The sequence below is a fragment of the Stenotrophomonas sp. KH_036_B genome, from assembly GCF_057839485.1.
Genome location: NZ_CM174491.1, coordinates 3,820,861 through 3,841,772 on the forward strand (window position 1 = coordinate 3,820,861; position 20,912 = coordinate 3,841,772).

The 20,912-nt window shown below is 68.2% G+C and carries 19 protein-coding genes; 4 read left to right on the forward strand and 15 right to left on the reverse strand.

Annotated features, from left to right (window positions below; genetic code table 11):
* Positions 1-43 precede the first annotated feature (43 nt).
* Positions 44-1,543 (forward strand): glycerol kinase GlpK, encoded by a 1,500-nt coding sequence (gene glpK / locus AC3ITN_RS16955; RefSeq protein WP_489391258.1) that lies wholly within the window; start codon positions 44-46, stop codon positions 1,541-1,543.
* A 92-nt stretch (positions 1,544-1,635) separates the two neighbouring features.
* Here glpK and AC3ITN_RS16960 read toward each other — a convergent pair whose 3' ends face one another.
* Positions 1,636-2,430 carry a MetQ/NlpA family ABC transporter substrate-binding protein gene (locus tag AC3ITN_RS16960; protein ID WP_313349069.1) on the reverse strand — a complete coding sequence of 265 codons (795 nt, stop codon included), beginning with the start codon at positions 2,428-2,430 and terminating at the stop codon, positions 1,636-1,638.
* A gap of 176 nt (positions 2,431-2,606) precedes the next feature.
* The gene (locus tag AC3ITN_RS16965; protein ID WP_313349067.1) at positions 2,607-3,572 is read right to left on the reverse strand and encodes a helix-turn-helix transcriptional regulator; all 966 of its coding nucleotides are present in this window, start codon (positions 3,570-3,572) and stop codon (positions 2,607-2,609) included.
* Positions 3,573-3,663: 91 nt separating this feature from the next.
* Between AC3ITN_RS16965 and AC3ITN_RS16970 the strand changes: the two genes are divergently transcribed.
* Entirely contained in the window at positions 3,664-4,278 is a 615-nt protein-coding gene (locus tag AC3ITN_RS16970) for a hypothetical protein (protein WP_489391259.1), read from the forward strand.
* A gap of 117 nt (positions 4,279-4,395) precedes the next feature.
* Positions 4,396-5,172 (forward strand): DUF481 domain-containing protein, encoded by a 777-nt coding sequence (locus tag AC3ITN_RS16975; RefSeq protein WP_489391260.1) that lies wholly within the window; start codon positions 4,396-4,398, stop codon positions 5,170-5,172.
* A 38-nt stretch (positions 5,173-5,210) separates the two neighbouring features.
* Here AC3ITN_RS16975 and hemC read toward each other — a convergent pair whose 3' ends face one another.
* The 6 genes from hemC to AC3ITN_RS17005 form a co-directional block, all read right to left on the reverse strand.
* Positions 5,211-6,122, reverse strand: coding sequence for a hydroxymethylbilane synthase (hemC, locus tag AC3ITN_RS16980; RefSeq protein ID WP_489391261.1), 912 nt, complete (start codon positions 6,120-6,122; stop codon positions 5,211-5,213).
* Between the two features lie 118 nt (positions 6,123-6,240).
* A complete protein-coding gene (locus AC3ITN_RS16985) occupies positions 6,241-6,969 on the reverse strand; it encodes a LytR/AlgR family response regulator transcription factor (RefSeq protein WP_489391262.1) in 729 nt (242 codons plus the stop codon).
* Between the two features lie 10 nt (positions 6,970-6,979).
* Positions 6,980-8,026 carry a sensor histidine kinase gene (locus AC3ITN_RS16990; RefSeq protein WP_313348038.1) on the reverse strand — a complete coding sequence of 349 codons (1,047 nt, stop codon included), beginning with the start codon at positions 8,024-8,026 and terminating at the stop codon, positions 6,980-6,982.
* Between the two features lie 3 nt (positions 8,027-8,029).
* Entirely contained in the window at positions 8,030-8,695 is a 666-nt protein-coding gene (locus AC3ITN_RS16995; RefSeq protein WP_489392959.1) for an alpha/beta hydrolase, read from the reverse strand.
* A gap of 88 nt (positions 8,696-8,783) precedes the next feature.
* Positions 8,784-10,688, reverse strand: a complete 1,905-nt coding sequence (mdoH, locus tag AC3ITN_RS17000; protein WP_489391263.1) for a glucans biosynthesis glucosyltransferase MdoH — start codon at positions 10,686-10,688, stop codon at positions 8,784-8,786.
* 503 nt (positions 10,689-11,191) lie between these two features.
* Positions 11,192-11,371 (reverse strand): hypothetical protein, encoded by a 180-nt coding sequence (locus AC3ITN_RS17005; protein ID WP_489391264.1) that lies wholly within the window; start codon positions 11,369-11,371, stop codon positions 11,192-11,194.
* 196 nt (positions 11,372-11,567) lie between these two features.
* On the opposite strand from AC3ITN_RS17005, the gene AC3ITN_RS17010 reads away from it, so the two are divergent.
* Positions 11,568-11,957, forward strand: a complete 390-nt coding sequence (locus tag AC3ITN_RS17010) for a DUF2628 domain-containing protein (RefSeq protein ID WP_313348035.1) — start codon at positions 11,568-11,570, stop codon at positions 11,955-11,957.
* A 72-nt stretch (positions 11,958-12,029) separates the two neighbouring features.
* On the opposite strand, the gene AC3ITN_RS17015 is transcribed toward AC3ITN_RS17010, so the two are convergent.
* From AC3ITN_RS17015 to AC3ITN_RS17045, 7 genes are all read right to left on the reverse strand, one after another.
* Positions 12,030-14,612: a methyl-accepting chemotaxis protein gene (locus tag AC3ITN_RS17015; protein ID WP_489391265.1), complete on the reverse strand. Its 2,583-nt coding sequence runs from the start codon at positions 14,610-14,612 to the stop codon at positions 12,030-12,032.
* Positions 14,613-14,780: 168 nt separating this feature from the next.
* Positions 14,781-16,262, reverse strand: coding sequence for a SulP family inorganic anion transporter (locus tag AC3ITN_RS17020; RefSeq protein WP_489391266.1), 1,482 nt, complete (start codon positions 16,260-16,262; stop codon positions 14,781-14,783).
* A gap of 94 nt (positions 16,263-16,356) precedes the next feature.
* The gene (locus tag AC3ITN_RS17025; RefSeq protein ID WP_489391267.1) at positions 16,357-18,297 is read right to left on the reverse strand and encodes a response regulator; all 1,941 of its coding nucleotides are present in this window, start codon (positions 18,295-18,297) and stop codon (positions 16,357-16,359) included.
* Positions 18,284-19,144 carry a sensor histidine kinase gene (locus tag AC3ITN_RS17030; RefSeq protein ID WP_313348031.1) on the reverse strand — a complete coding sequence of 287 codons (861 nt, stop codon included), beginning with the start codon at positions 19,142-19,144 and terminating at the stop codon, positions 18,284-18,286. The genes AC3ITN_RS17025 and AC3ITN_RS17030 overlap by 14 nt, the downstream gene beginning before the upstream one ends.
* Positions 19,141-20,157: an ATP-binding protein gene (locus AC3ITN_RS17035; RefSeq protein ID WP_489391268.1), complete on the reverse strand. Its 1,017-nt coding sequence runs from the start codon at positions 20,155-20,157 to the stop codon at positions 19,141-19,143. The genes AC3ITN_RS17030 and AC3ITN_RS17035 overlap by 4 nt, the downstream gene beginning before the upstream one ends.
* On the reverse strand, positions 20,148-20,549 hold the full coding sequence (locus AC3ITN_RS17040) for an anti-sigma regulatory factor (RefSeq protein WP_313348029.1): 402 nt from the start codon (positions 20,547-20,549) through the stop codon (positions 20,148-20,150). Before AC3ITN_RS17040 ends, AC3ITN_RS17035 begins: the two co-directional genes overlap by 10 nt.
* A complete protein-coding gene (locus AC3ITN_RS17045; protein ID WP_489391269.1) occupies positions 20,546-20,911 on the reverse strand; it encodes an STAS domain-containing protein in 366 nt (121 codons plus the stop codon). The genes AC3ITN_RS17040 and AC3ITN_RS17045 overlap by 4 nt, the downstream gene beginning before the upstream one ends.
* Between the last annotated feature and the right edge of the window lies 1 nt (position 20,912).

Consider the following 20,912-nt stretch of genomic DNA (forward strand, 5'->3'; position numbering starts at 1 on the left):
CCCTCCCAATGGCCACGTAACAATGGCGGAAAACGGAATCCCCATGGACAAACGCTACGTACTCGCCCTCGACCAGGGCACGACCAGCTCGCGCGCGATCCTGTTCGATCGTGGCGGCCGCGTCGTCGGCATCGCCCAGCGCGAATTCGCGCAGGTGTTCCCGCAGCCCGGCTGGGTTGAACACGACCCACGCGAGATCCTGACCAGCGTCTATACCACCATTACCGAACTGCTCAACCGCCAGCAGATCGACCCGCGCCAGATTGCCGCGATCGGCATCACCAACCAACGTGAGACCACCGTGGTGTGGGACAAGGCCACCGGGCAACCCATCCACAATGCCGTGGTGTGGCAGTCGCGGCAGAGCAACGGGATCTGCGAGCGGCTCAGGGCGGAGGGGCACGAGCCCATGATCCGCGCACGCACCGGGCTGCTGGTCGATGCGTATTTCTCGGCGACCAAGATCCGCTGGATCCTCGATCACGTCGACGGCGCACAGGCGCGCGCCGAACGCGGTGAACTGCTGTTCGGCACGATCGACAGCTGGCTGGTATGGAACCTCACCGGCGGCACAACGCATGTGACCGACTACAGCAATGCCGCGCGCACGCTGCTGTTCAACATCCACACCCTGCAATGGGACCCGGACCTGCTCGCGCTGCTGGACATCCCGCCGGCGATGCTGCCCGCGGTGCGCAGCTCCAGCGAGGTGTACGGCACGACCCGCGCGCAGTTCTTCTTCGACCAGCACATCCCCATTGCGGGCATCGCCGGCGACCAGCAGGCCGCGCTGTTCGGGCAGGCGTGCTTCGAGCCGGGCATGGTCAAGAACACCTATGGCACCGGCTGCTTCATGCTGATGAACACCGGCACGCAGGCGGTGACCTCGAACAACGGGCTCCTCACCACCCTCGCCTGGGGCATCGACGGCCAGGTGGAGTACGCACTGGAGGGATCGATCTTCGTCGCCGGGTCGGTGGTGCAGTGGCTGCGCGATGGCCTGCGCATGTTCGGCAAGTCCAGCGATTGCCAGGCCTATGCCGAACGCGCCGCCGACAACGGGGGCGTGTACATGGTGCCGGCGTTTGTCGGCCTGGGAGCGCCGTACTGGCGCAGCGATGTGCGCGGTGCGGTGTTCGGCCTGAGCCGTGGCACCACCAAGGAGCACTTCATCCGCGCCGCGGTGGAGTCCATGGCCTACCAGACCCGCGACGTGCTCGCCGCGATGCAGGCCGATGCGGGCATCGAACTGAAGGAACTGCGCGCCGACGGTGGCGCCATCGCCAATGACTTCATGGCCCAGTTCCAGAGCGACCTGCTGGGCGTGCCGGTGCTGCGCCCCGAGGTGGCCGAGACCACCGCGCTGGGCGCGGCCTATCTTGCGGGGCTGGCGACCGGCTTCTGGAGCAGCCGGTCGGAGATCGCCGAGCAGTGGGCGGTGGACCGACGCTTCGTGCCGCAGATGGCCCTCGAGCAGCGCGAGGCGCTGTACGCAGGATGGCGGCAGGCGGTGGAGGCGACGATGGGGTTCCGGGTCCCGTAGCGCCACGCCCTGCGTGGCTTCGGGATCCGGTTCCGCTCATCGCCGCGCCGGGCGCAGCCAGCCACGCAGGGCGTGGCTCTACGGCAGCCCTATCAGAAGGCCGGGAGGACCGCGCCCTTGTACTTCTCGGCGATGAAGGCCTTGACTTCGGGGCTGGTCAGCGCCTTGGCCAGCTGCTGCACGCGCGGGTCGTCCTTGTTGTCCGGGCGGGCGACCAGGAAGTTCACATACGGCGAATCCTTGCTCTCGATCGCCAGCGCGTCCTCGGTCGGGTTGAGCCCGGCGTCCAGCGCGTAATTGGTGTTGATCAGGGCCAGGTCGACCTGGTCGAGCACGCGCGGCAGCATGGCCGAATCCAGCTCGCGGAACTTCAGCTGCTTGGGGTTGGCGATGATGTCGCGCTGGGTGGCCAGCGCGTTGGTCGGGTCTTTCAGGGTGATCACACCGGCCTTGTGCAACAGGATCAGCGCGCGGCTGTTGTTGCTCGGGTCGTTGGGAATCACCACGTCGGCGCCGACCGGCAGCTCCTCCAGCGACTTGATCCGGCGCGAGTAGGCACCGAAGGGCTCGATGTGCACGCCGATCACCTTGGTCAGGTCGGTCTTGCGGTCACGGTTGTAGGCGTCCAGGTACGGCTCGGTCTGGAAGTAGTTGACGTCCACCTGCTTCTGCACCAGCTGGTCGTTGGGCTGCACGTAGTCGTTGAAGACCTTCACGTCCAGCTCCAGGCCTTCCTTCTGCAGGATCGGCTTGACCACTGCCAGGATCTCGGCGTGCGGCACCGCGGTGGCCGCAACCACCAGTTTCTTGGCGTCGGCGGCCGGCTTGCCGCAGGCGGCCAGGGCGAGCGAGGCGGCGAGCAGCGGGAGCAACAGGAACTTTTTCATTCAGGCGGAATCCGGGGGCTGCGATAGCAGTCAACCATACCGCAAGGCTTGGGCAGGCGGGTATTCCGGCGACATTACCCGTCGGCATGACCGTTCGGCTCCCCCGCAGCCACGCAAGGCGTGGCTCTACCATGAGCGTCCGTCCCCGTAGAGCCACGCCCTGCGTGGCTGCGCGGTCATTCGTAATTGCTCAACGCCATCATCAACAACGCCTTGGCCTGTTCGCGCAGCATGGTCGGCTCGATGATCTCGGCATCCGAACCGTAGTGCAGCACGTCCATCAGCAACTCGCGCGACACGCTGTAAGGCACCTTGAGCTCGTAGCGGCCATCGGCCAGGAAGCGGCCCTGCTGCTTGGAATGCCAATGCTCGTCGGCCACCCAGCGGGCGGCCTTGGCACTGAACACGATCGTGGCCCAGCCCTTGGGCGGACCCGAGAAGATGCCGTAGCTCGCGCCCAGCTGTTCGTCCAGCTCGGTGTCATCCACGTCGCGCGCAGTGGTGTCCACCACACGCGCCTTGTAGATGCGGTCCACCGCAAAGCTGCGCAGGCCCTCGCGCCCGTGGTCCCAGGCGTCCAGGTACCAGTTGTCGCGGTAATGGGTCATGCGCTGCGGCGACACCGTGCGTTTGGTCGCCTCGTCGGTGGAACGCGCCCGGTATTCGAACGCCAGCTGCTTGCGCTCCAGCACCGCCGAGGCCACCGCACGGAAGCTGGCCTCGTCGAACTTGCGGCCACGGTGCGGGATCACCCGCACCCGATCCACCGGCCAGGTGGATACACCGGCCTGCGCGGCCAGCAGCCCCTCGATGCGTTGCTGCAGCGGGGCCAGCACCGAGGACAGCACGCCGCCACCGGTGCGCGACAGCAGGTGCTGCGAGGCCAGCAGCGCATGCAGCTCTTCGGAGCTGAGCCACAGGCCCGGCAACTCGAAGCGGGCGCTTTCATCGTCCTGGTAGCGGAATCCCGCCTCGCCATCGCCCTCCACCGGGGCCATCAGCGCATCGCGCAGGAAGGCCAGGTCGCGGTAGACGGTGGCGCGCGAACACTCCAGTTTTTCCTGCAGCGTCGCCACCGTGACCGGGTAGCGGGCGGACTTCAGCAGACGATGCAGGGCGTTGATGCGTTCATATCGGTCCATGACCCGATTATGTCCGAGTCGCCGCCGTTGTGGCGGCCCTCGCACCATCTTCGGCTATCGTGAAGGCCCGATTCCCGCCCCTCCCCCTGCCATGCGCCTCCTGCCTGCCGCCGCCCTGCTGTCCCTGCTGCTGTCCGCCTGCGAGCGTGCGCCGGCACCGCCTGCGGCCACCGCTGCGCCCGTACCGGTGCCGGCCGCCGCCGCGGATCCGGTCCAGGCGGTGCTGGCGGCCAGCCAGCGCTTCGGCCAGCTGCAGAGTTTCCACGCCACGCTGCAGATGCAGGGGCCGCGCACGTTGAAGGCCGCCATGGACTTCGTCGCGCCCGATCGCTACCGGCTCGAGACCGATGAGGGCGTGCAGACGATCATCGGCGGCACCTTCTTCCTGCAGCGTGCCGGCGAAGTCCGCCAGGTGCCGGTGCCGCCGGGGCTGCTTGCACAGTGGCGCAGCCCGCTGCCGGCCGACGCCACGCCTGCCGATCTGCAGGTGGAGGATCTCGGCCCGGCGCAGGTCGCCGGCCAGGCCGCGCGCCAGTACCGGGTGCGGCATGCCACGGCGGCCCCCGACGGCCTGCTCTACTGGATCGACGGGCAGGGCCTGCCGGTGCGGATCGAACGGCAGGGGCAGACCAACGGCCAGCCCTTCCGGGCCACGGTGGACTATTCGCGCTTCAACGATCCCGGCGTGCGCATCGATGTGCCCTGAACAGGCGTGGAGTCCGAACCTCTGCTAAAGCGCGGGGTCGGGATGGAAAAACGGCGTGAAGGCATCAAGTATCATCACCCGTTGCTCCTCCCCCCTGTCTGACCCGGAGAACCGTTGATGTCCCTGCGCGTGACGTTGCTTGCTTCCCTGTTGCTGACTGCCCCGGTGGCCTTTGCCCAGGACACCACCGATCCGGCCGCGATGACCTCGCCGTGGAGCGGCAGTGGCGGCGAATTCGGTTTCGCCTCGGCCCGCGGCAACAGTAATACGGAGAGCGCCAACGGCCGCCTGCGCCTGCGCTACACCGACGACGACTGGGTGCACAGCATGGACCTGTTCGGCCTGCGCTCGCGCTCGGAATACACCGAAACCAGCGACGACGGCACCATCACCAAGCGCAGCAACACCACGGCCAACCGCTACACCGGCAGCGCCGGCAGCGCGCTGCAGCTGGGCGAGCACCGCCAGCTGACCGCCACGGTGCGTTACGAGCGCGACGATTTTGCCACCTACGACCGCCAGAGCTCGTTCGGTCTGGGTTACGGCACCCGGCTCATGGAAGGCGACCGCTTCTACATGGACGCGCAGATCGGCCCCGGTGTGCGCCGCACGCACAACACCGAAGACGACGAAACCCGGACCGGCCTGATCGGCCGCGGGCTGTTCGACGTGAAGTACTCGCTGACCCCGAACACCGACCTGGTCAACACCCTGCTGGTGGAATCGGGGTCGTACAACACCTTCGGGCAGAACGATTTCGGCGTGTCGGTGAGCATGAACGCACACCTGGCGTTGAAGGCCGGCTGGCAGGCGCGTTACAACAGCGACGTCGCCGAGGACAAGCGCAAGACCGACACGTTGACCACGATGAACGTGGTTTACAAATTCAAATAACGGGGGACTCGACACCAGAGGATGGGTCGGCGTACGCCTCAGACGGCGAGCAATTCGCCCGCGCCTCCGTCAAGCAGGCCCTGCGCCACCGCTTTTCCCAGGGCATCGGGGTCATGGCCTGGGCCGCGCGCTTCGGCGCGGATCAGGCGCCCATCGGCGACACCGCCGACCAGGCCCTGCAGGAACAGATCGTCGCCTTCCCATTGCGCGTAGCCGGCCACCGGCACGTGGCAGCTGCCGTGCAGCGCGCGGTTCATGGCGCGCTCGGCCTCCACGCAGGCGCGCGTGCGGGCGTCGTCGAGCGCGGTAAACAGCGCCATGACTTTCGCATCGTCGCCATTGCATTCCACCGTGACCGCGCCCTGCGCCGGCGCCGGCAGCCAGTCCGGCGCGCCAAGCCGGGCCACGATGCGCCCGCCCAGGCCCAGCCGCTCCAGCCCGGCCACGGCCAGCACGATGGCGTCGTAGCCGCCGTTGTCGAGCTTGGCCAGCCGCGTGTTGACGTTGCCGCGCAGGTCCAGCAGCTGCAGGTCCGGGCGCAGCGCGCGCAGCTGGGCCTGGCGGCGCAGGGAGGACGTGCCCACGCGTGCGCCGATCGGCAGCGCGTCCAGCGAGGCGTAAAGGTTGGAGATGAAGCCGTCCGCCGGATCGTGGCGAGTCAGCATGGCTGGCAGCGCGAACGGCGCGTCCAGTTCCATCGGCACGTCCTTGAGCGAATGCACCGCGCAGTCCGCGTCGCCGCGCAGCATGGCCAGCTCCAGCTCCTTGAGGAACAGGCCCTTGCCGCCGATCGCCGCCAGCGAGCGGTCCAGCACTTCATCGCCGCGCGTGCTCATCGGCACCAGCACCACGTCCAGCCCGGGATGGACCTGACGCAGGCGATCGGCAACATGTTCGCTCTGCCAGAGGGCAAGCGGGCTCTTTCGGGTGGCGATGCGCAGGGTGTCCATGCGCCCATTATCGCCGGCAGGACGCGTATCGACCAACGGTCGATGCCTACCGGGGGCACCACCTGCCGCCTGCCCCTCCGGGTCCGCCGGCAGGTCACGACCGTGGGTCGTGACCCCGTTACAGGTGTTTCAAATCCTGTTTCAGGCTCGCCACGCAGCGGCGGCTCACTTCCAGCGGCGTCTTGCCATGCCGCAGCACGGCCTGGACCTGGCCTGCGCCATTGCGTCGCAGCTCCACCAGTTCGTGACGCGCCACCAGGCAGTTGCGGTGGATCCGCACGAAGCGGCTGGTGAACTCCTCTTCCAGCGACTTCAGCGATTCCTCGATGAGGTCCTCGCCGCGCGCGTGATGCACCACCACGTACTTTTCCTCGGCCTGCATGTAGTGGATGTCGTCGATCGGGATCAGCCGCAGGCTGCCACGCAGGCGTGCACACAGCAGGGTGCGGGCCTGCGCGCTGGGCGTGCTGGGTTGGCCATTGCGCCCGGCCAGGAACGTGCGCGCACGTTCCAGCGCGGCCGCCAGGCGCTCGGAACGCACCGGCTTCATCAGGTAATCGATCGCGGCCGCCTCGAACGCGGAGAGCGCATGCGCGTCGTAGGCGGTGCAGAACACCACCGCCGGGCGCGGATCGAAGGTGGCCAGGTGACGCGCCGCCTCCAGCCCATCCAGCCCGGGCATGGCGATGTCCAGCAGGACCAGGTCGGGCTGCAGTTCGGCGCATGCGTGCAGGGCCTGTTCGCCGTTCTCGGCTTCCGCCACCACCTCGACGCCGGGCTGCTCGGCCAGCAGGCTGCGCAGGCGCTCGCGTGCGAGGGGCTCGTCGTCGGCGATCACCACTTTCAAGCAGGCTTCCTCACTGGACGGGCACGAAGATGTCACAGGCATAGTAGCCGTCGGCCCATGCCCCCGTCATCCGCGCCGCGGGCCCGAACCGCCATGCCAGGCGGTGGGCGATACTGCGCTGGGCATGGCCCGCACCCTGCATGAGCGGCAGCGCGCGGGCGTGTGGGTCCGGCGCCGGGTTCTGGACGCGGATGTGCAGCTGGCCGCCTGCGCAGGAGAGCGCAATGACGATGGTGCCGCCGTCGGGCAGGCGCGAAATGCCATGCAGCACGGCATTTTCCACCAGCGGCTGCAGCACCAGGCGCGGCATCGCCAGCGTCCACGGCAACGGCTCTTCGCGCTGCCACTGCACCTGCAGGCGCTCGCCCAGGCGCAGGGATTCGATCGACAGATAGGCTTCGGCCAGCTCGCACTCGGCCTGCAGCGTGGCGTCGCCGTCGCCTGCCCCCAGTGCGGCGCGGAACAGGTCGGACAGATCCAGTACCGCACGTTCGGCCACCACCGGATCGCGGCGGACCAGGCTGGCAATGAGGTTCATGCTGTTGAACAGGAAGTGCGGGCGGATCCGCGCCTGCAGCGCATCGGCCTGCGCGCGGGCGTTGGCGACGGTCTGCGCGGTCCAGCGGTCGCTCACGTAGAAATAGCGCAGGGCCAACGCCACGATCAACGCGGTGACCGTGGCGCAGCCGAGGGTGAACCGCCAGAAGCCCACCACCCCCGCGAAACCCTGTACGTCCAGCACCGCATACAGCGCATGCACGATGCCGGTGCACAGCGCGGCGATCAACGCGGTCATGCCGACAGCGACCACCGTGCCCGGCCCTTCAGGCAACCGCGACAACGGGGTGCGCGCCGCACACAGGCAGACCGTCACCGCCAGCGCAAGCCACAGCGCCAGGCCGCTGGCGGACAGGAAATCGGACAGGCCCCAGTGGCGGCTGCCGTCCGGTGCCAACGCCACCACCACGACCACCAGTTCGGCCAGGCCGAGCATCGCACCCAGCCGCGGCAGGCGGCACAACTCGGGCAACCATGGCTGCTGGCGCGGATCGTTCATGGCTCAGGCCGTCGTGAAACGCGCGTCCAGCCAGTCGCCCAACGCCTGCAGCTCGTCGCCGCAGACCTGGTGGGCCATGGGATAGGAATGCCACTCCAGCGGGAAGCCGAGTGCACTCAATGCCTGCGCGGTGTGGGCGGCGATGGGCTGCGGAATCACCGGGTCCTGCGCGCCATGCGCCATGAACACCGGCGGGCGGATGCCATCGGCAACGCGGTTGGCGGCGGCCGCCTCCGGGTCCGGAAGATAGGTGGACAGCGCGATCAGGCCGGCAATCGGCCGCGTCCAGCGCAGCGCCGCACTGAGGATGATGGCGCCGCCCTGCGAGAAGCCGGCCAGCAGGATGCGCTCGGCGGGAATGCCGCGTGCGATCTCCTGCTCGACCAGCGCGTCCAGCGCCTGCACGGATGCGTCCACGCCGGCGGCATCGGCACGCGAGCGGAAATCCATGCTGACGATGTCGTACCACGCACGCATGCGCACGCCGTTGTTGATGGTGATCGGCTGCACGGGCGCGTGCGGGAACACGAAGCGGATCGACGGCCAGTGCGGGCGCAGCAGCTCGGGCACGATCGGGGCGAAGTCGTTGCCGTCCGCGCCCAGGCCATGCAGCCAGATCACGGACCATTGCGGCGCGGGGGCGGTTTCGTTGACGACGGTTTCCAACAGGTGCGACATCGTGCAGCTCCAGTGCTTTCTGGAGGCATTATGCGGGCAGATGGCCCGTGGCAGTCATCGGGGTATGCGGCGGTACGGCTCAGTGCCCGGCGCGTTCGGCAGCGGCGCGGCGCAGCTGCGCCGCCCGCACCAGGATCGTCGGCGGGGCCAGCTCCTCGGGAATGTCCATCAGGCCCAGGCGATGCAGCACGTCACCGGCACGGCGCCCGGACGTGAGCGCGACCACGGGAATGGCCAGCACCATGCCGATCACCACCGGTGCCATCCACGCCGCCAGGGCCGGCGACACCGCGTAAGCCAGCACACCCATGAACAGCCCGAACACACTCAGCCCGCCATAGCCGCGGATCAGGGCCGGCCAGGAAATACCGCCGTCGTCGCGCTGCTGCGCATCCCAGCCCGAGTCCTTGCCGGCCAGCACTTCGGCGACACCGCGCGACTGCACGTACATCACCACCGGTGCCATCAGCGCCGCCAGCACGGTTTCGAGCAGCATCGACACGAACGCGCGGATCCCGCCGCCGCAGCCGCGCCGCTCCACCGGGTCCATCAGCATGGCGATGTAGCCCAGCACCTTGGGCAGCAGCAGCACGGCCATGGTGATCGCGAACATGCGGATCACCTGGGTTTCATCCTGCTGGCGCCAGTACACGCCCGGCGAAAGGTGCAGCATTTCGCTGAAGTCGATACCGCCCTGGAACAGCGGGATCGCGATGCCGATCAGCATCAGCATCGCCCACATCGGCGCGGTGAAGTAATGGCCGATGCCGATCATCATGTGCATGCGGCTGACCCAGTGCAGGCCCTTGGAGCCGACCACCTTGGCGTGCTGCAGGTTGCCCTGGCACCACCGGCGGTCGCGCACCAGCATGTCGGTCAGGGTCGGCGGACCCTCCTCATAGCTGCCCCGCAGATACGGCACCATATGCGTGGCCCAGCCGCCGCGGCGCATCAGCGCCGCCTCCACGAAGTCGTGGCTGAGCACATGGCCGCCGAATGGCTGCCGGCCGGGCAGCGGAGGCAGGCCGGCGTTGTCGGCGAAGGCCTCGGTGCGGATGACCGCGTTGTGGCCCCAGTAGTTGCTTTCCGCGCCATGCCACCAGGCCACGCCGCGACCGATCACCGGGCCGTACACGCGCCCGCCGAACTGCTGCATGCGGGCGAACAGGGTGCGCCCGCCGATGACCGCCGGCAGCGTCTGGATCAGGCCGACATCGGGGTTGTGTTCCATGCCGGCCACCAGGCGCACGATGGTATCGCCGGTCATCAGGCTGTCGGCGTCGAGGATCAGCATCTGCGGGTAACCGGCGCCGAACCGGCGCACCCAGTCGGCGATGTTGCCGGCCTTGCGCCCGCTGTTGTCGCCACGGCGCCGGTAGAACAGGCGCTCATGCCCGCCGACCGCATCGCACAGCTCGGCGAAGGCCTGCTCTTCGGCCGCGCCGATGTCGTCGCGCCGGGTATCGCTGAGCACGAAGAAGTCGAACTGTTCCAGCTGTCCCGTGCTGGCGACCGATTCGTAGATCGCCTGCAATCCCGCCAGCAGCCGGCGCGGGTCTTCGTTGTAGGTGGGCATCAACAGCGCGGTGCGGGTATGCACCTGCGGCAGCGGCTGGTCCGGATCGATGCCCAGCTTGTAGCCGCGATCAAACACCGCCGTCAGGAACCCGGCCACGGCACCGGCAAACGACAGGGCGATCCAGGCGAACAGCGCCACGAACAGCACCAGCAGGCAGCCTTCCAGCACGGTGATGCCATTGGTGGCCAGCACCTTCCACATCATCGCCGTGGCGGCGGCGGTCATCGCGGCGGTGCCGCCGAAGATATAGAAGCGGCGCAAGGCGATCATGCGCGGCGCGGTACGCTGGCGACGCACCTGCAGCCGCCCGTCGCGGAAGGTCTGCTCCGGCATGCCCAGCGGGGTTTCGGCGGGCAGCACCGAGCGCCCCGCATCGAGCGTGGCGTTGACTGTCTGCACACTCATGCCTGGCTACCCTGTGCAGCGCGTGTCCAGCCGGCGTTGCCCGGCACCTGATGGGTCATCCCGATCCCGGCGCGCACCCTGGCGCTGCTGTGTCCTGCGTGGGCGTGGCCATGGCCGGTGCCCCGCTGATGTCTGTGACTACCGGAACCCACGAACTCTCCAACCGCTTGGGACGAAAAATGCGGCCCAGCATAGGGGGGCAAATGTAAGCCGGGTGCGAAAGGGGCTTTCGCGGATTCCCCCCCATTCAGCAAATCCGGCCGAGGTCCCCACCATGCCCAATGCGACAAATAGCCGCAGGCCTTGCGGCACAAGGTTCTGCCCATTCAGCGTGGAGATGCGGGGTAGCCGCCCCCGGTCTGGCAGCGCAGATCGGTGGGCGCCCTCGTTGGGATATGGCCGCACGCTGTACTGCGCAAACCCGCCCGCCCGTATCGGTCGGGCAAGGGTCCTCGGCAGGCCACCTGGCAAGGCGCAGCGCAGGTGAGCGCCACGCCGGCGGGTCAGGCAGGCGTCGCCTCGACGGCGACGTCGGTCTCGACCGGGGGCCGCGCCAGTGCGCGCGAACCCACGTGGGAATACTGCAGCTGTGCCAGCAGATGCTGCGCCTGGGTGGCGATCGGGCACGGCGCGATCCGCGGGCCGGCCTGAGGACGCTCAGGGGACATCACTACACTCGACATGGTCTGTTTTCTCTTGGCATTCCGAATACGCCGCGGGGCTCCCTGCCGCGCGGAATGCGAACCCTATATCAATTTGGGGACGAATGTGTGACGCCACCTTCGCGCCCTCGCGGAGGTGCGTTGCAGCGTCAGGAAACTGGCGCGAAGTACCAGGCAGCAACTATCATGTAAACGTTTTCAACCTCAGTAATCGGATATGGATTCCAACATCGCTTCGTCCTACAGCCCCAAGTGGCAGTTCCGCTTCAACTTCTTCGCCACGCACGGCGCCCCCAGCTCCCCCGCCTTCAAGGCCGCCTACAAAGCGCTGCCGTTCGGCCAGAAGATCAAGGTCAACTTCAACTTCTTCGCCCTGTTCTTCGGCTGCATCTACCTGTTCGTCCTGGGCATGTGGCGCAAGGCGTTGACCATCGTCGGCCTGACCGTGGTGCTCGCCGTGGTGCTGGCCTTCCTGCCCGACGTGATCGGTCGCGGCATGGCCGTCGCCTGGTCACTGCTCATCGCACTCACCACCAACTACAACTACTACCTGGAAAAGGTAAAGGGTGACACCAGCTGGAACCCCTTCCAGGGCATGCGCTGGTAAGCCATTCCTTGTAAATGCACCCCAGGAGCCCGGTCATGCGACCGGGCTTTTGCGTTCTGGCGCCGCGGCGGGTCAGAACGTCTCCCATGCCTCGGCCGGTGCCGCCACCGCGCGCGACACCGGCGTCCCGCGGCGGGGCGCAGAGCGCGGACCGATCGCCGCCGACGCGTCGGTGCGGAAGATCGCCACGGCGGTGCCCAGGTGCTGGGCCTGCTCTTCCATCGCACGGGCCGCAGCGGTGGCTTCTTCCACCAGCGCCGCGTTCTGCTGGGTGGTCTCGTCCATCTGGGTGATGGTCTGGTTGACCTGCTCGATACCGGCGGACTGTTCCTTCGACGCGGCGGAAATTTCGGCCATGATGTCGTTGACCCGGCGCACGCCGGTCACGATCTCCTGCATGGTACGGCCGGCCGTCTGCACCAGCGCCGAGCCCTCGCTGACGTGCGCGACCGAGTCGTCGATCAGGTGCTTGATCTCCTTGGCGGCACCGGCCGAACGCTGTGCCAGCGCGCGTACTTCCGTGGCCACCACCGCAAACCCGCGTCCCTGTTCGCCTGCACGCGCGGCTTCCACGGCTGCGTTGAGCGCCAGGATGTTGGTCTGGAAGGCGATGCCATCGATCACCGAAATGATCTCGGCGATGCGCTTGGACGATGACTCGATGCCGGCCATGGTGCTGACCACCTGCCCCACCACGAGCCCGCCCTGCTCGGCGACCTCGGCCGCACCGGCAGCCAGCTGGTTGGCCTGCACGGCGTGGTCGGCGTTCTGGCGCACCGTGGAGGTCAGCTCCTCCATCGATGCGGCCGTCTCTTCCAGACTGGCCGCCTGCTGTTCGGTGCGACGCGACAGGTCACTGTTGCCCGAGGCGATCTCGCCGGCGGCCAGGTTGATGCTGGCGGTGGCCTGCTGGATGCGGCCGACGATGTCGGTCAGCTGGGTCACGGTGGTATCGGCATCGTCGCGCATGCGTGCGAACACCCCATGGAATTCCCCCTGCATGCGCGCGGTGAGATCGCCGGCGGCGATGGCGCGCAGCAGTGCGGAGATCTGCTGCAGATTGTCGTCGCTGACCTGCATCATGGTGTTGAGGTTTTCCACCATGCCGCGGAAATCATGGTCGAACCGCACCACGTCACCGCGCTGGGTGAAGTCGCCCAGCGCGGCCGCGCCGGCCAGGTCGCGGATCTGGGTGTTGATCGCGCGCAGGTTGGTCTTGGTGGTGTCCATCGCGTCGGTGAACGCCGCCTGCTCGCCCGGCAGCCGGTCCATGTCCTGCGACAGGTCGCCGACGGCGTAGCGCTGCATCACCTCGACCAGGCGCCGGGTCACGGCGATGTTGGCGCCGACCAGCTGGTTGGTGTCGTCCACCATGCGCCCGTATTCGCCCGGGAACGCCTGGGCGTCCATGCGGTAGCCGAGCTCACCGGCGTCATGGCGCTGGGCCATCTCGCGCTGCGCGGCCATCACCGCGCGCAGCTGGCCCCGCATGCGCTGCATCGACTCGAGCAGCCGCCCGACCTCATCATTGCGCGGTGGCGGCAACGGCGTATCCAGGCGGCCTTCGGCCACGTCGGCCGACAGGCGTACCGCATCGGCCAGCGGGCGGATCGCCTGTCGGCGCAGCAGCACGTACACGCTCACGCTCAGCACCAGCGCCGCGCCCAGGCCCACCGCCAGGATGATCCACAACAGCGCGCGCGCCTGCGCGGTGATCAGCGCGTACGGCACGATCACGCCCAGGGCGAAGCGTTCCTGGCTGGCGCCGATGCGCAGCGGCACGTAGGCCTTCACGTTGCCGGCGGCGTCGGGCGTGAGCGCCTCGAAGCGCTGGTCGGCGGCGACCGCCGACAGGACCTGCGCGGTCGTGGCGTCATCGCGGCGCGTCCCGATCTGGCTGGCGTCCTGTGCAGCGAGCACGATGCCACCGGGCGATATCAGCTCCACATGGCCTTCGCCCATCGGACGCAGTGCGGCCAGTCGCTGCTGCAATGCCGCCAGGCCGACGTCCACGGTCACCGCGCCCAGGAACGCGTCGTTGTCGAGCACCGGGGTGGACAGCGTGGTCATCAATACCTGCCTGCCGCCGATCTCGTACTTGTATGGCTCACTCACGGTGGGGCGCTTCAGCGCACGCGGCCGCAGGTACCAGTCGCCATCGCCGGGCACGTCGTAGCCCTTCAACACGTCCTGCACCGGCACACCGTCCTGCCAGGCCCAGTAGCTCATGAAACGGCCGGTGGCGTCGTGGGCTTCGGCGTTGACGAACGCGGCATCCTTGCCATCGAACGCCTCCGGTTCCCACAGCGTGCCCAACCCCACCCACTCCGGGTGCGACTGCAGCTGCTGCTGCAGGACCTGCGCGGCGGTGACGCGGGTCAGTGTGCCCACCCGGTGCTGCACTACCAGGCTGTCGGCCAGTGCCTGGCTCGTGGAAAACGCGGCGGCGAGGTCGGCACCGACCCGGCGCGACTCCGCCTCGGCCTGGCTTTCCATGGTCCGCCGCGAGGACTCCAGCAGCGCCTGGCTGGCCTCGTGGTAGCTGAGGGCGGCGGTCACGCCGAAGCAGAGCATGGCGATCAGCGCCGTTCCCAGCATCAGCCGATGGGCGATGCTGCCGGGGCGCTTGGACACGGACGAGCGGGACACGGACATGGGGTGTTCCAGGCAGGAGTACAGAACAGCGCACGCCCTTGGGCGCCGCTACGACGTCACGCAGTCCATTGCGGCCCAGTCGGCGCGGTGCAACTCACGCGTGATCCGGGGCAGTGAGCTGGTAGCGGCCCTGGGCTGCCGATGTTGAGGGTCGAATCCTGACCGGGTTCAGTGAGCGCTGCCGGACGCGCTTCCGCCGGCCTGCGGTCGTCGCCCGAGCCGCTCCACCAGGGTCTGGCTGGCCGCGTTCAACCCGACCACGTCCACCTGCGCACCGTGCGCGCGCAACTTGAGCAGCACCCGGTCCAACGCGCCCACCGCGCTCAGGTCCCAGAAGTGGGCATGGCTGAGGTCGATGACCACCCGCGGAGGCACGTGCTGGAAATCGATGCTCTCGGCGAACTGTCCGGCCGAAGCGAAGAACACCTGGCCGGTGACCGTGTAGGTGCGCACGCCGTCAGCGTCGTCGTGGTCGTCCACGACCAGCAGCCGGCCAACCTTGCGCGCGAAGAACAGCGCCGACAGCAGCACGCCGGTGAGCACGCCCTTGGCCAGGTCGTGGGTGGCCACCGTCACCACCACCGTCGCCACCATCACCACCGATGAACTCGTCGGATGCAGGCGGAACTCGGCGAAGGAGCGCCAGTGGAAGGTGCCGATGCTGACCATGATCATCACCGCGACCAGCGCCGCCATCGGGATCTGGCGGACCCACTCGGCGCCATACACCACCAGCAGCAACAGCAGCACGCCTGCCCACAGGCACGACAGCCGCCCGCGCCCACCCGAGGAAACGTTGATCACCGACTGCCCGATCATCGCGCAGCCGCCCATCCCGCCGAAGAGTCCGGCGGTGATGTTGGCCAGGCCCTGGCCGGCGCATTCGCGGTTGCGCTGGCTCGGGGTATCGGTCATGTCCTCGACGATCTGCGCGGTCATCATCGACTCGAGCAGGCCCACCACCGCCAGCGTCGCAGACACCGGCAAGAGCAGTTTCAGCGTATCCCAGGTCAGCGGCACGTCCGGGAACAGGAACACCGGCAGGCTGTCGGGCAGCGCGCCCATGTCCCCCACGGTGCGCACGTCCCAGTGCAGCCCGATCGACAGCGCGGTGAGCACCACGATGGCCACCAGCGGCGACGGCACCGCCCGGGTCAGCCGCGGCAGCAGATAGATGATGGCCAGGCCCGCGGCGCACACCGCCCACACCTGCCAGGAGCGTCCGATCAGCTCGGGCATCTGCGCCAGGAAGATCAGGATGGCAAGGGCGTTGACGAAGCCGGTGATGACCGAGCGCGATACGAAACGCATCAGTGCCCCGAGTTTCAGCGCGCCGGCCAGTATCTGCAGGAACCCGGCGAGGAGGGTCGCCGCCAACAGGTACTGCAGGCCGTGGTCCTTGACCAGGTCGACCATCACCAGCGCCATCGCACCGGTGGCGGCCGAGATCATGCCCGGTCGCCCTCCGGCGATCGCGGTGACTACCGCGATGCAGAACGAGGCATACAGGCCGACCTTGGGGTCGACGCCGGCGATGATGGAGAAGGCGATGGCCTCGGGAATGAGCGCCAAGGCTACGACGGTGCCGGACAGCAGGTCACCGCGGAGGTTGCCGAGCCATTGCTGGCGCAGCGGGTACGAAACGGGCATGGGCAGAACTCGGTGCGCCGACGATCAGCGGCGCGCAGGATACCCCACCGCCGCAGGCTGGGATATGGGCGGCCGGGCACGGCCGCCCCCTGCATCACGCGCTGCCGAACATGGCGCGGACGCTGCGCAGCAGCTCGTTGACGCTGAACGGCTTGGGCAGCAACGACATGCCTTCGCCAAGGAACTCGTTGCGCACCACCGCGCTCTCCGTATAGCCGGTGATGAACAGCACCGGCAGGGTCGGGCGCAGCATACGGGCGGCGTCGGCCAGGTCGCGGCCGTTCATGCCGGGCAGGCCCACATCGGAGAGCAGCAGCTGGATCTCGCGGTCGGAATGCAGCTCCAACAGGGCCTGCTGCGCGTTGGTGGCTTCCACCACCTGGTAACCGGCCTCGATCAGCATTTCGCGGACCATCATGCGCACCGAATCGGTGTCGTCCACCAGCAGGATCCGCTCGGCATGCCCGCGCTGGATCTGCACCGGCGCGGCCGTCTCTTCAACGGCCAGCAGCCGGCCTTCCGGCAGCAGCAGCTCGATCTCGGTGCCCTCGCCCGGCTCGCTGGCGATGCGGGCACTGCCCCCGGACTGGCGCGCGAACCCGTAGGTCATCGACAAACCCAGGCCGGTGCCCTCGCCCTGCGGCTTGGTGGTGAAGAATGGCTCGAACACCTTGGTCAGCAGCTCCAGCGGAATGCCGCTGCCGTTGTCGATCACCTTGACGCTGATGTAGTCACCGGGCGACAGCTCATGGTCGCGCTCGATGTGCGCACGACCGGCGCGGACCCGGATCAGCCCCTGCCCGGCCAGCGCGTCGCGCGCGTTGATGACCAGGTTGAGCATCACGTTCTCGAACTGGTTGGGGTCGGCCACCGCGACCAGCGGTTCGGTTCCCAGCTCCAGCTCCAGCTCGATGTTCTCGCCGATCGAGCGCAGCAGCATGTCTTCCAGCGAGCGCACGCGGGCGACCACGTCGAACGTCTGCGGGTCCAGCGGCTGCTTGCGCGCGAAGGCCAGCATGCGCTGGGTCAGCGCCGCCGCGCGGTGTGCCGACGCGGTGGCGATGTCCACATAGCGGCTGGCCTTGTCCCACTTGCCGCTGGTGGCGGCCATTTCAATCATGTCCAGGCCGGAGATGATGGTGGTCAGCAGGTTGTTGAAGTCGTGGGCGATGCCGCCGGTCAGCTGGCCCAGCGAGTCCATCTTCTGGGCCTGCATCAGCTCCATCTCGGTGCGTTCGCGCTCGGCGATCTGGAAGGCCAGCTCGCTGTTGGCGCTTTCCAGCTCCTGGCGCTGTTCCAGCTCGCGCACATGCCGCTCGGTGATGTCCTCGACCAGGACCAGGCCGAGCCCGGGCGCGCTGTACGGCGTCACCCGCCATTCGGTCATCCGCCGGCTGCCCAGCACCGGCAGCGTGAACGTGCCCTGCCAGCGCTCGCCTTCGGACAGCGCCACCTTCAGTGCACTCATCAGGCCGAACTGGTGGTCCAGCAACGACTCGATCTGGCCCGGCCCCAGGTCGTCGCCGAGCAGGCGCTTGAAGGCATCGTTGGCCTCGTGCACCTGCAGCTGCGCATCCAGCACGCCGATCGGCGCATTGATCTGGCGGAATATCTCACCGAAGCGCGCCTCGGCTTCACGCAGCGCCTCTTCGGCACGGCGCGCGCGCAGCAGGCTGCGCAGCGTGGCCAGCAGCACGTCCGGGTCCACCGGGTGGATCAGGTAGGCATCGGCACCGGCGTTGAGACCCGTGATCAGGTCCCCAGTGGCGATGGAGGCGGCCGACACATGCACCACCGGCAACAGCTGCATGCGCGGGTCCGAGCGCAGCCGGCGCACCACGTCGAAGCCGCTCATGTCGGGCAGGTTGACGTCCAGCACCAGCGCGCCGAAATCCTGTTCGGCCAGGCGCAGCAGGCCTTCGTCACCGGTGCCGGCTTCCTCGACGCGGAAGCCATGGTGCTCCAGCACCCGACGCACGGCGTAACGCGTGGCCGCGTTGTCATCCACCACCAGGATCGTGTCACGCATCGGCATCGACGGTCTCCCCGGCCAGCTTGAGCGGCAGGGTCACATGGAATTCCGAACCGTGACCCACCTCGCTGACCACGCCCACCCGCCCACCGAGCAGCTCGGCGAAGCGCTTGCACAGCGACAGCCCCAGGCCGGTGCCGCGCAGGCGCTTCTGCAGCGGCGTATCGACCTGCACGAAGTCTTCGAACAGGGTCGGCAGCGCGTCCTGCGGGATGCCGATACCGGTATCGCGCACGCTGAAGCGCACCGAATGGTCCTCCACCAGGCGGGCCGAAACGACGACCTGGCCATTGGGGGTGAACTTCACTGCGTTGGAAATGAAGTTGCGCAGGATCTGCGCCAGCTTCTTGTCGTCGGTGTACAGCAGCGGCAGCGGCGGCGGGTCCTCGAACAGCAGGTCCACCTGGTTGCCCTCGATCAGCGGGCGGAACATGCCACGCAGCGCGGAGAACAGGTCCATCAGGTCGAACCATGCCGGCGAGATGGTGATGCGGCCCGCCTCGATCTTGGCCAGGTCGAGCAGGTCGTCCACCATCTCGCGCAGTTCGCTGGCCGAGCCGCTGATGAAGCGCACCTGGCGCCGCTGTTCGTCGGTCAGCGGTCCATCCATGCCGTCTTCCAGCAGCCGCGTCATGCTCAGGATCGAGCCGAGCGGCGTGCGGAACTCATGGCTCATGTAGGACAGGAACCGGCTCTTCAGCTCGGACACTTCGCGCAGCTGTTCGGCCTGCTGGTCCAGCTCGGCATACAGGGCGAGCACGCCCTGGTTGGTTTCGTCCAGTTCGGCGCGCAGCGCGTCGGCTTCGGCGCGCAGCCGGTCACGTTCCTGTTCGGCGGGAAGGGTGTTCAATGCAGGTCTCCGAGGCGCAGGGCAATGATGCCGACATCGTCGCGGCCACGGTCGAAGTCGCGCTGCAGCACCGCCACGATCAGGGCCGGGTGGCGGTGGAGCAGGCCGGGGTAGTCGCGCAGGCTCCAACGCGCCTGCAGTCCATCACTGTGCATGAGCAGAAGCGTGCCTGCCGTCGTGTGAAAATGGAATGGTTGGGTCTTGCGGAACTGGACGCCCACGATACCCGGGTGGGACGCCATGCCGCGGCTGCCGGTGGGTTCGCACAGGGTGGCGGAGATGTTGCCGATGCCGGCGAACTCCAGCGCGCCACTGGCCACGTCCACGCGCGCGACCGCCGCCGCACCGCCGCGGCTGCCGGACATGCCCACGTGCAGCGCATTGATCAGGTCCGGTGCGGACGCGGTGCCGCGCTGGGCGGCCGCGGCCACGCCGGCCTGCGCGGCATCCGCCGCCTGCAGGCCGTGACCCAGCCCATCGATCAGCGTCATCGCAACCGCTTGGCCATCGGCATGCAGGTGCCATGCGTCGCCGCAGGCCTCCTCATGGCGCATGGGCAGGCGCAGCGCGCCGTAGGGCACGTCCACGTCGCGCGCGGCGCGGCTGGCGTAGATCCGCGCCACCACCACGCTCCCCTTCGCATCCGACCACGCCTCCAGCAGCGTTGCCTGGCGCCGGATCGCGCCCAACCCCAGGCCCTGCGTGCCGCCGGTGGAGTAGCCATCGGGCAGCGACTGCGCCAGCGAGAACCCGGGGCCGGCGTCGAGCGTGCACAACTCCACGCCCAGGCCGCCGCGCGCGCAGACCACGGACAGGTACATGCGCCCGCCGTGCCCGTGTTTGATCACGTTGGTGGCCAGTTCGGTGGCCGCGAGGGCTACGCGCCCGGCGTCCATCCCGTCGAAGCCGATGTGGTCGGCCAGGGCCTGCGCCTCGCGCCGTGCCTGCCCCACCTGCGAGACCTCCTCCACGACCACGACGCGGGTGACGCGGCCGGAGAAATTCAGATCCATTTGGTGATGGCAACCCGCGTGCCCTTGCCGGGCGCACTCTCCAGTTCGAATTCGTCCACCAGTCGCCGTGAGCCGGACAGGCCCAGGCCCATGCCGCTACCCGAGGTCCAGCCATCGGTCAGTGCCTGGGCGATATCGGGAATGCCCGGGCCGTTGTCCGAGAACACCAGGCGCAGGCCACGGCGCACGCCACGGTCCACTACGTCCCATTCCATGCTGCCGCCGCCGCCATAGATCACCGCGTTGCGGGCCAGCTCACTGGCGGCCGTGACAAGCTTGGTCTGGTCGATGAGCCGCATCTTGCAGGCCACCGAGGCCTGGCGCGCGGCCTGGCGGGCCAGGACCACGTCCTGCTCGACGCGGATCGGCAGCGAGCCACTCACCGCCGTCATGACGCGTCTTCGTCGGGTTGCCGCAGCAGGTGCATGCCGCGCTCGACATTCAACGCCGTACGCACGCCCGTGAGCGTCAGCCCCAGCTCCACCAGGGTGATGGCCACCGCCGGCTGCATGCCCACCACCACGGTGGTGGCATCCATGATCCGGGCCAGCGACGAGATGGTGGAGATCATGCGACCAATGAACGAGTCCACGATGTCCAGCGCGGAGATGTCGATCAGGACACCGCGCGCGGACGTACGCTGGATGCGATCGGTCAGGTCGTCCTGCAGGGTCAGCGCAAGCTGGTCATGCATGTCCACCTGGATCGTCACCAGCAACAGATCGCCCATCTGCAGGATAGGGATGCGATCCATT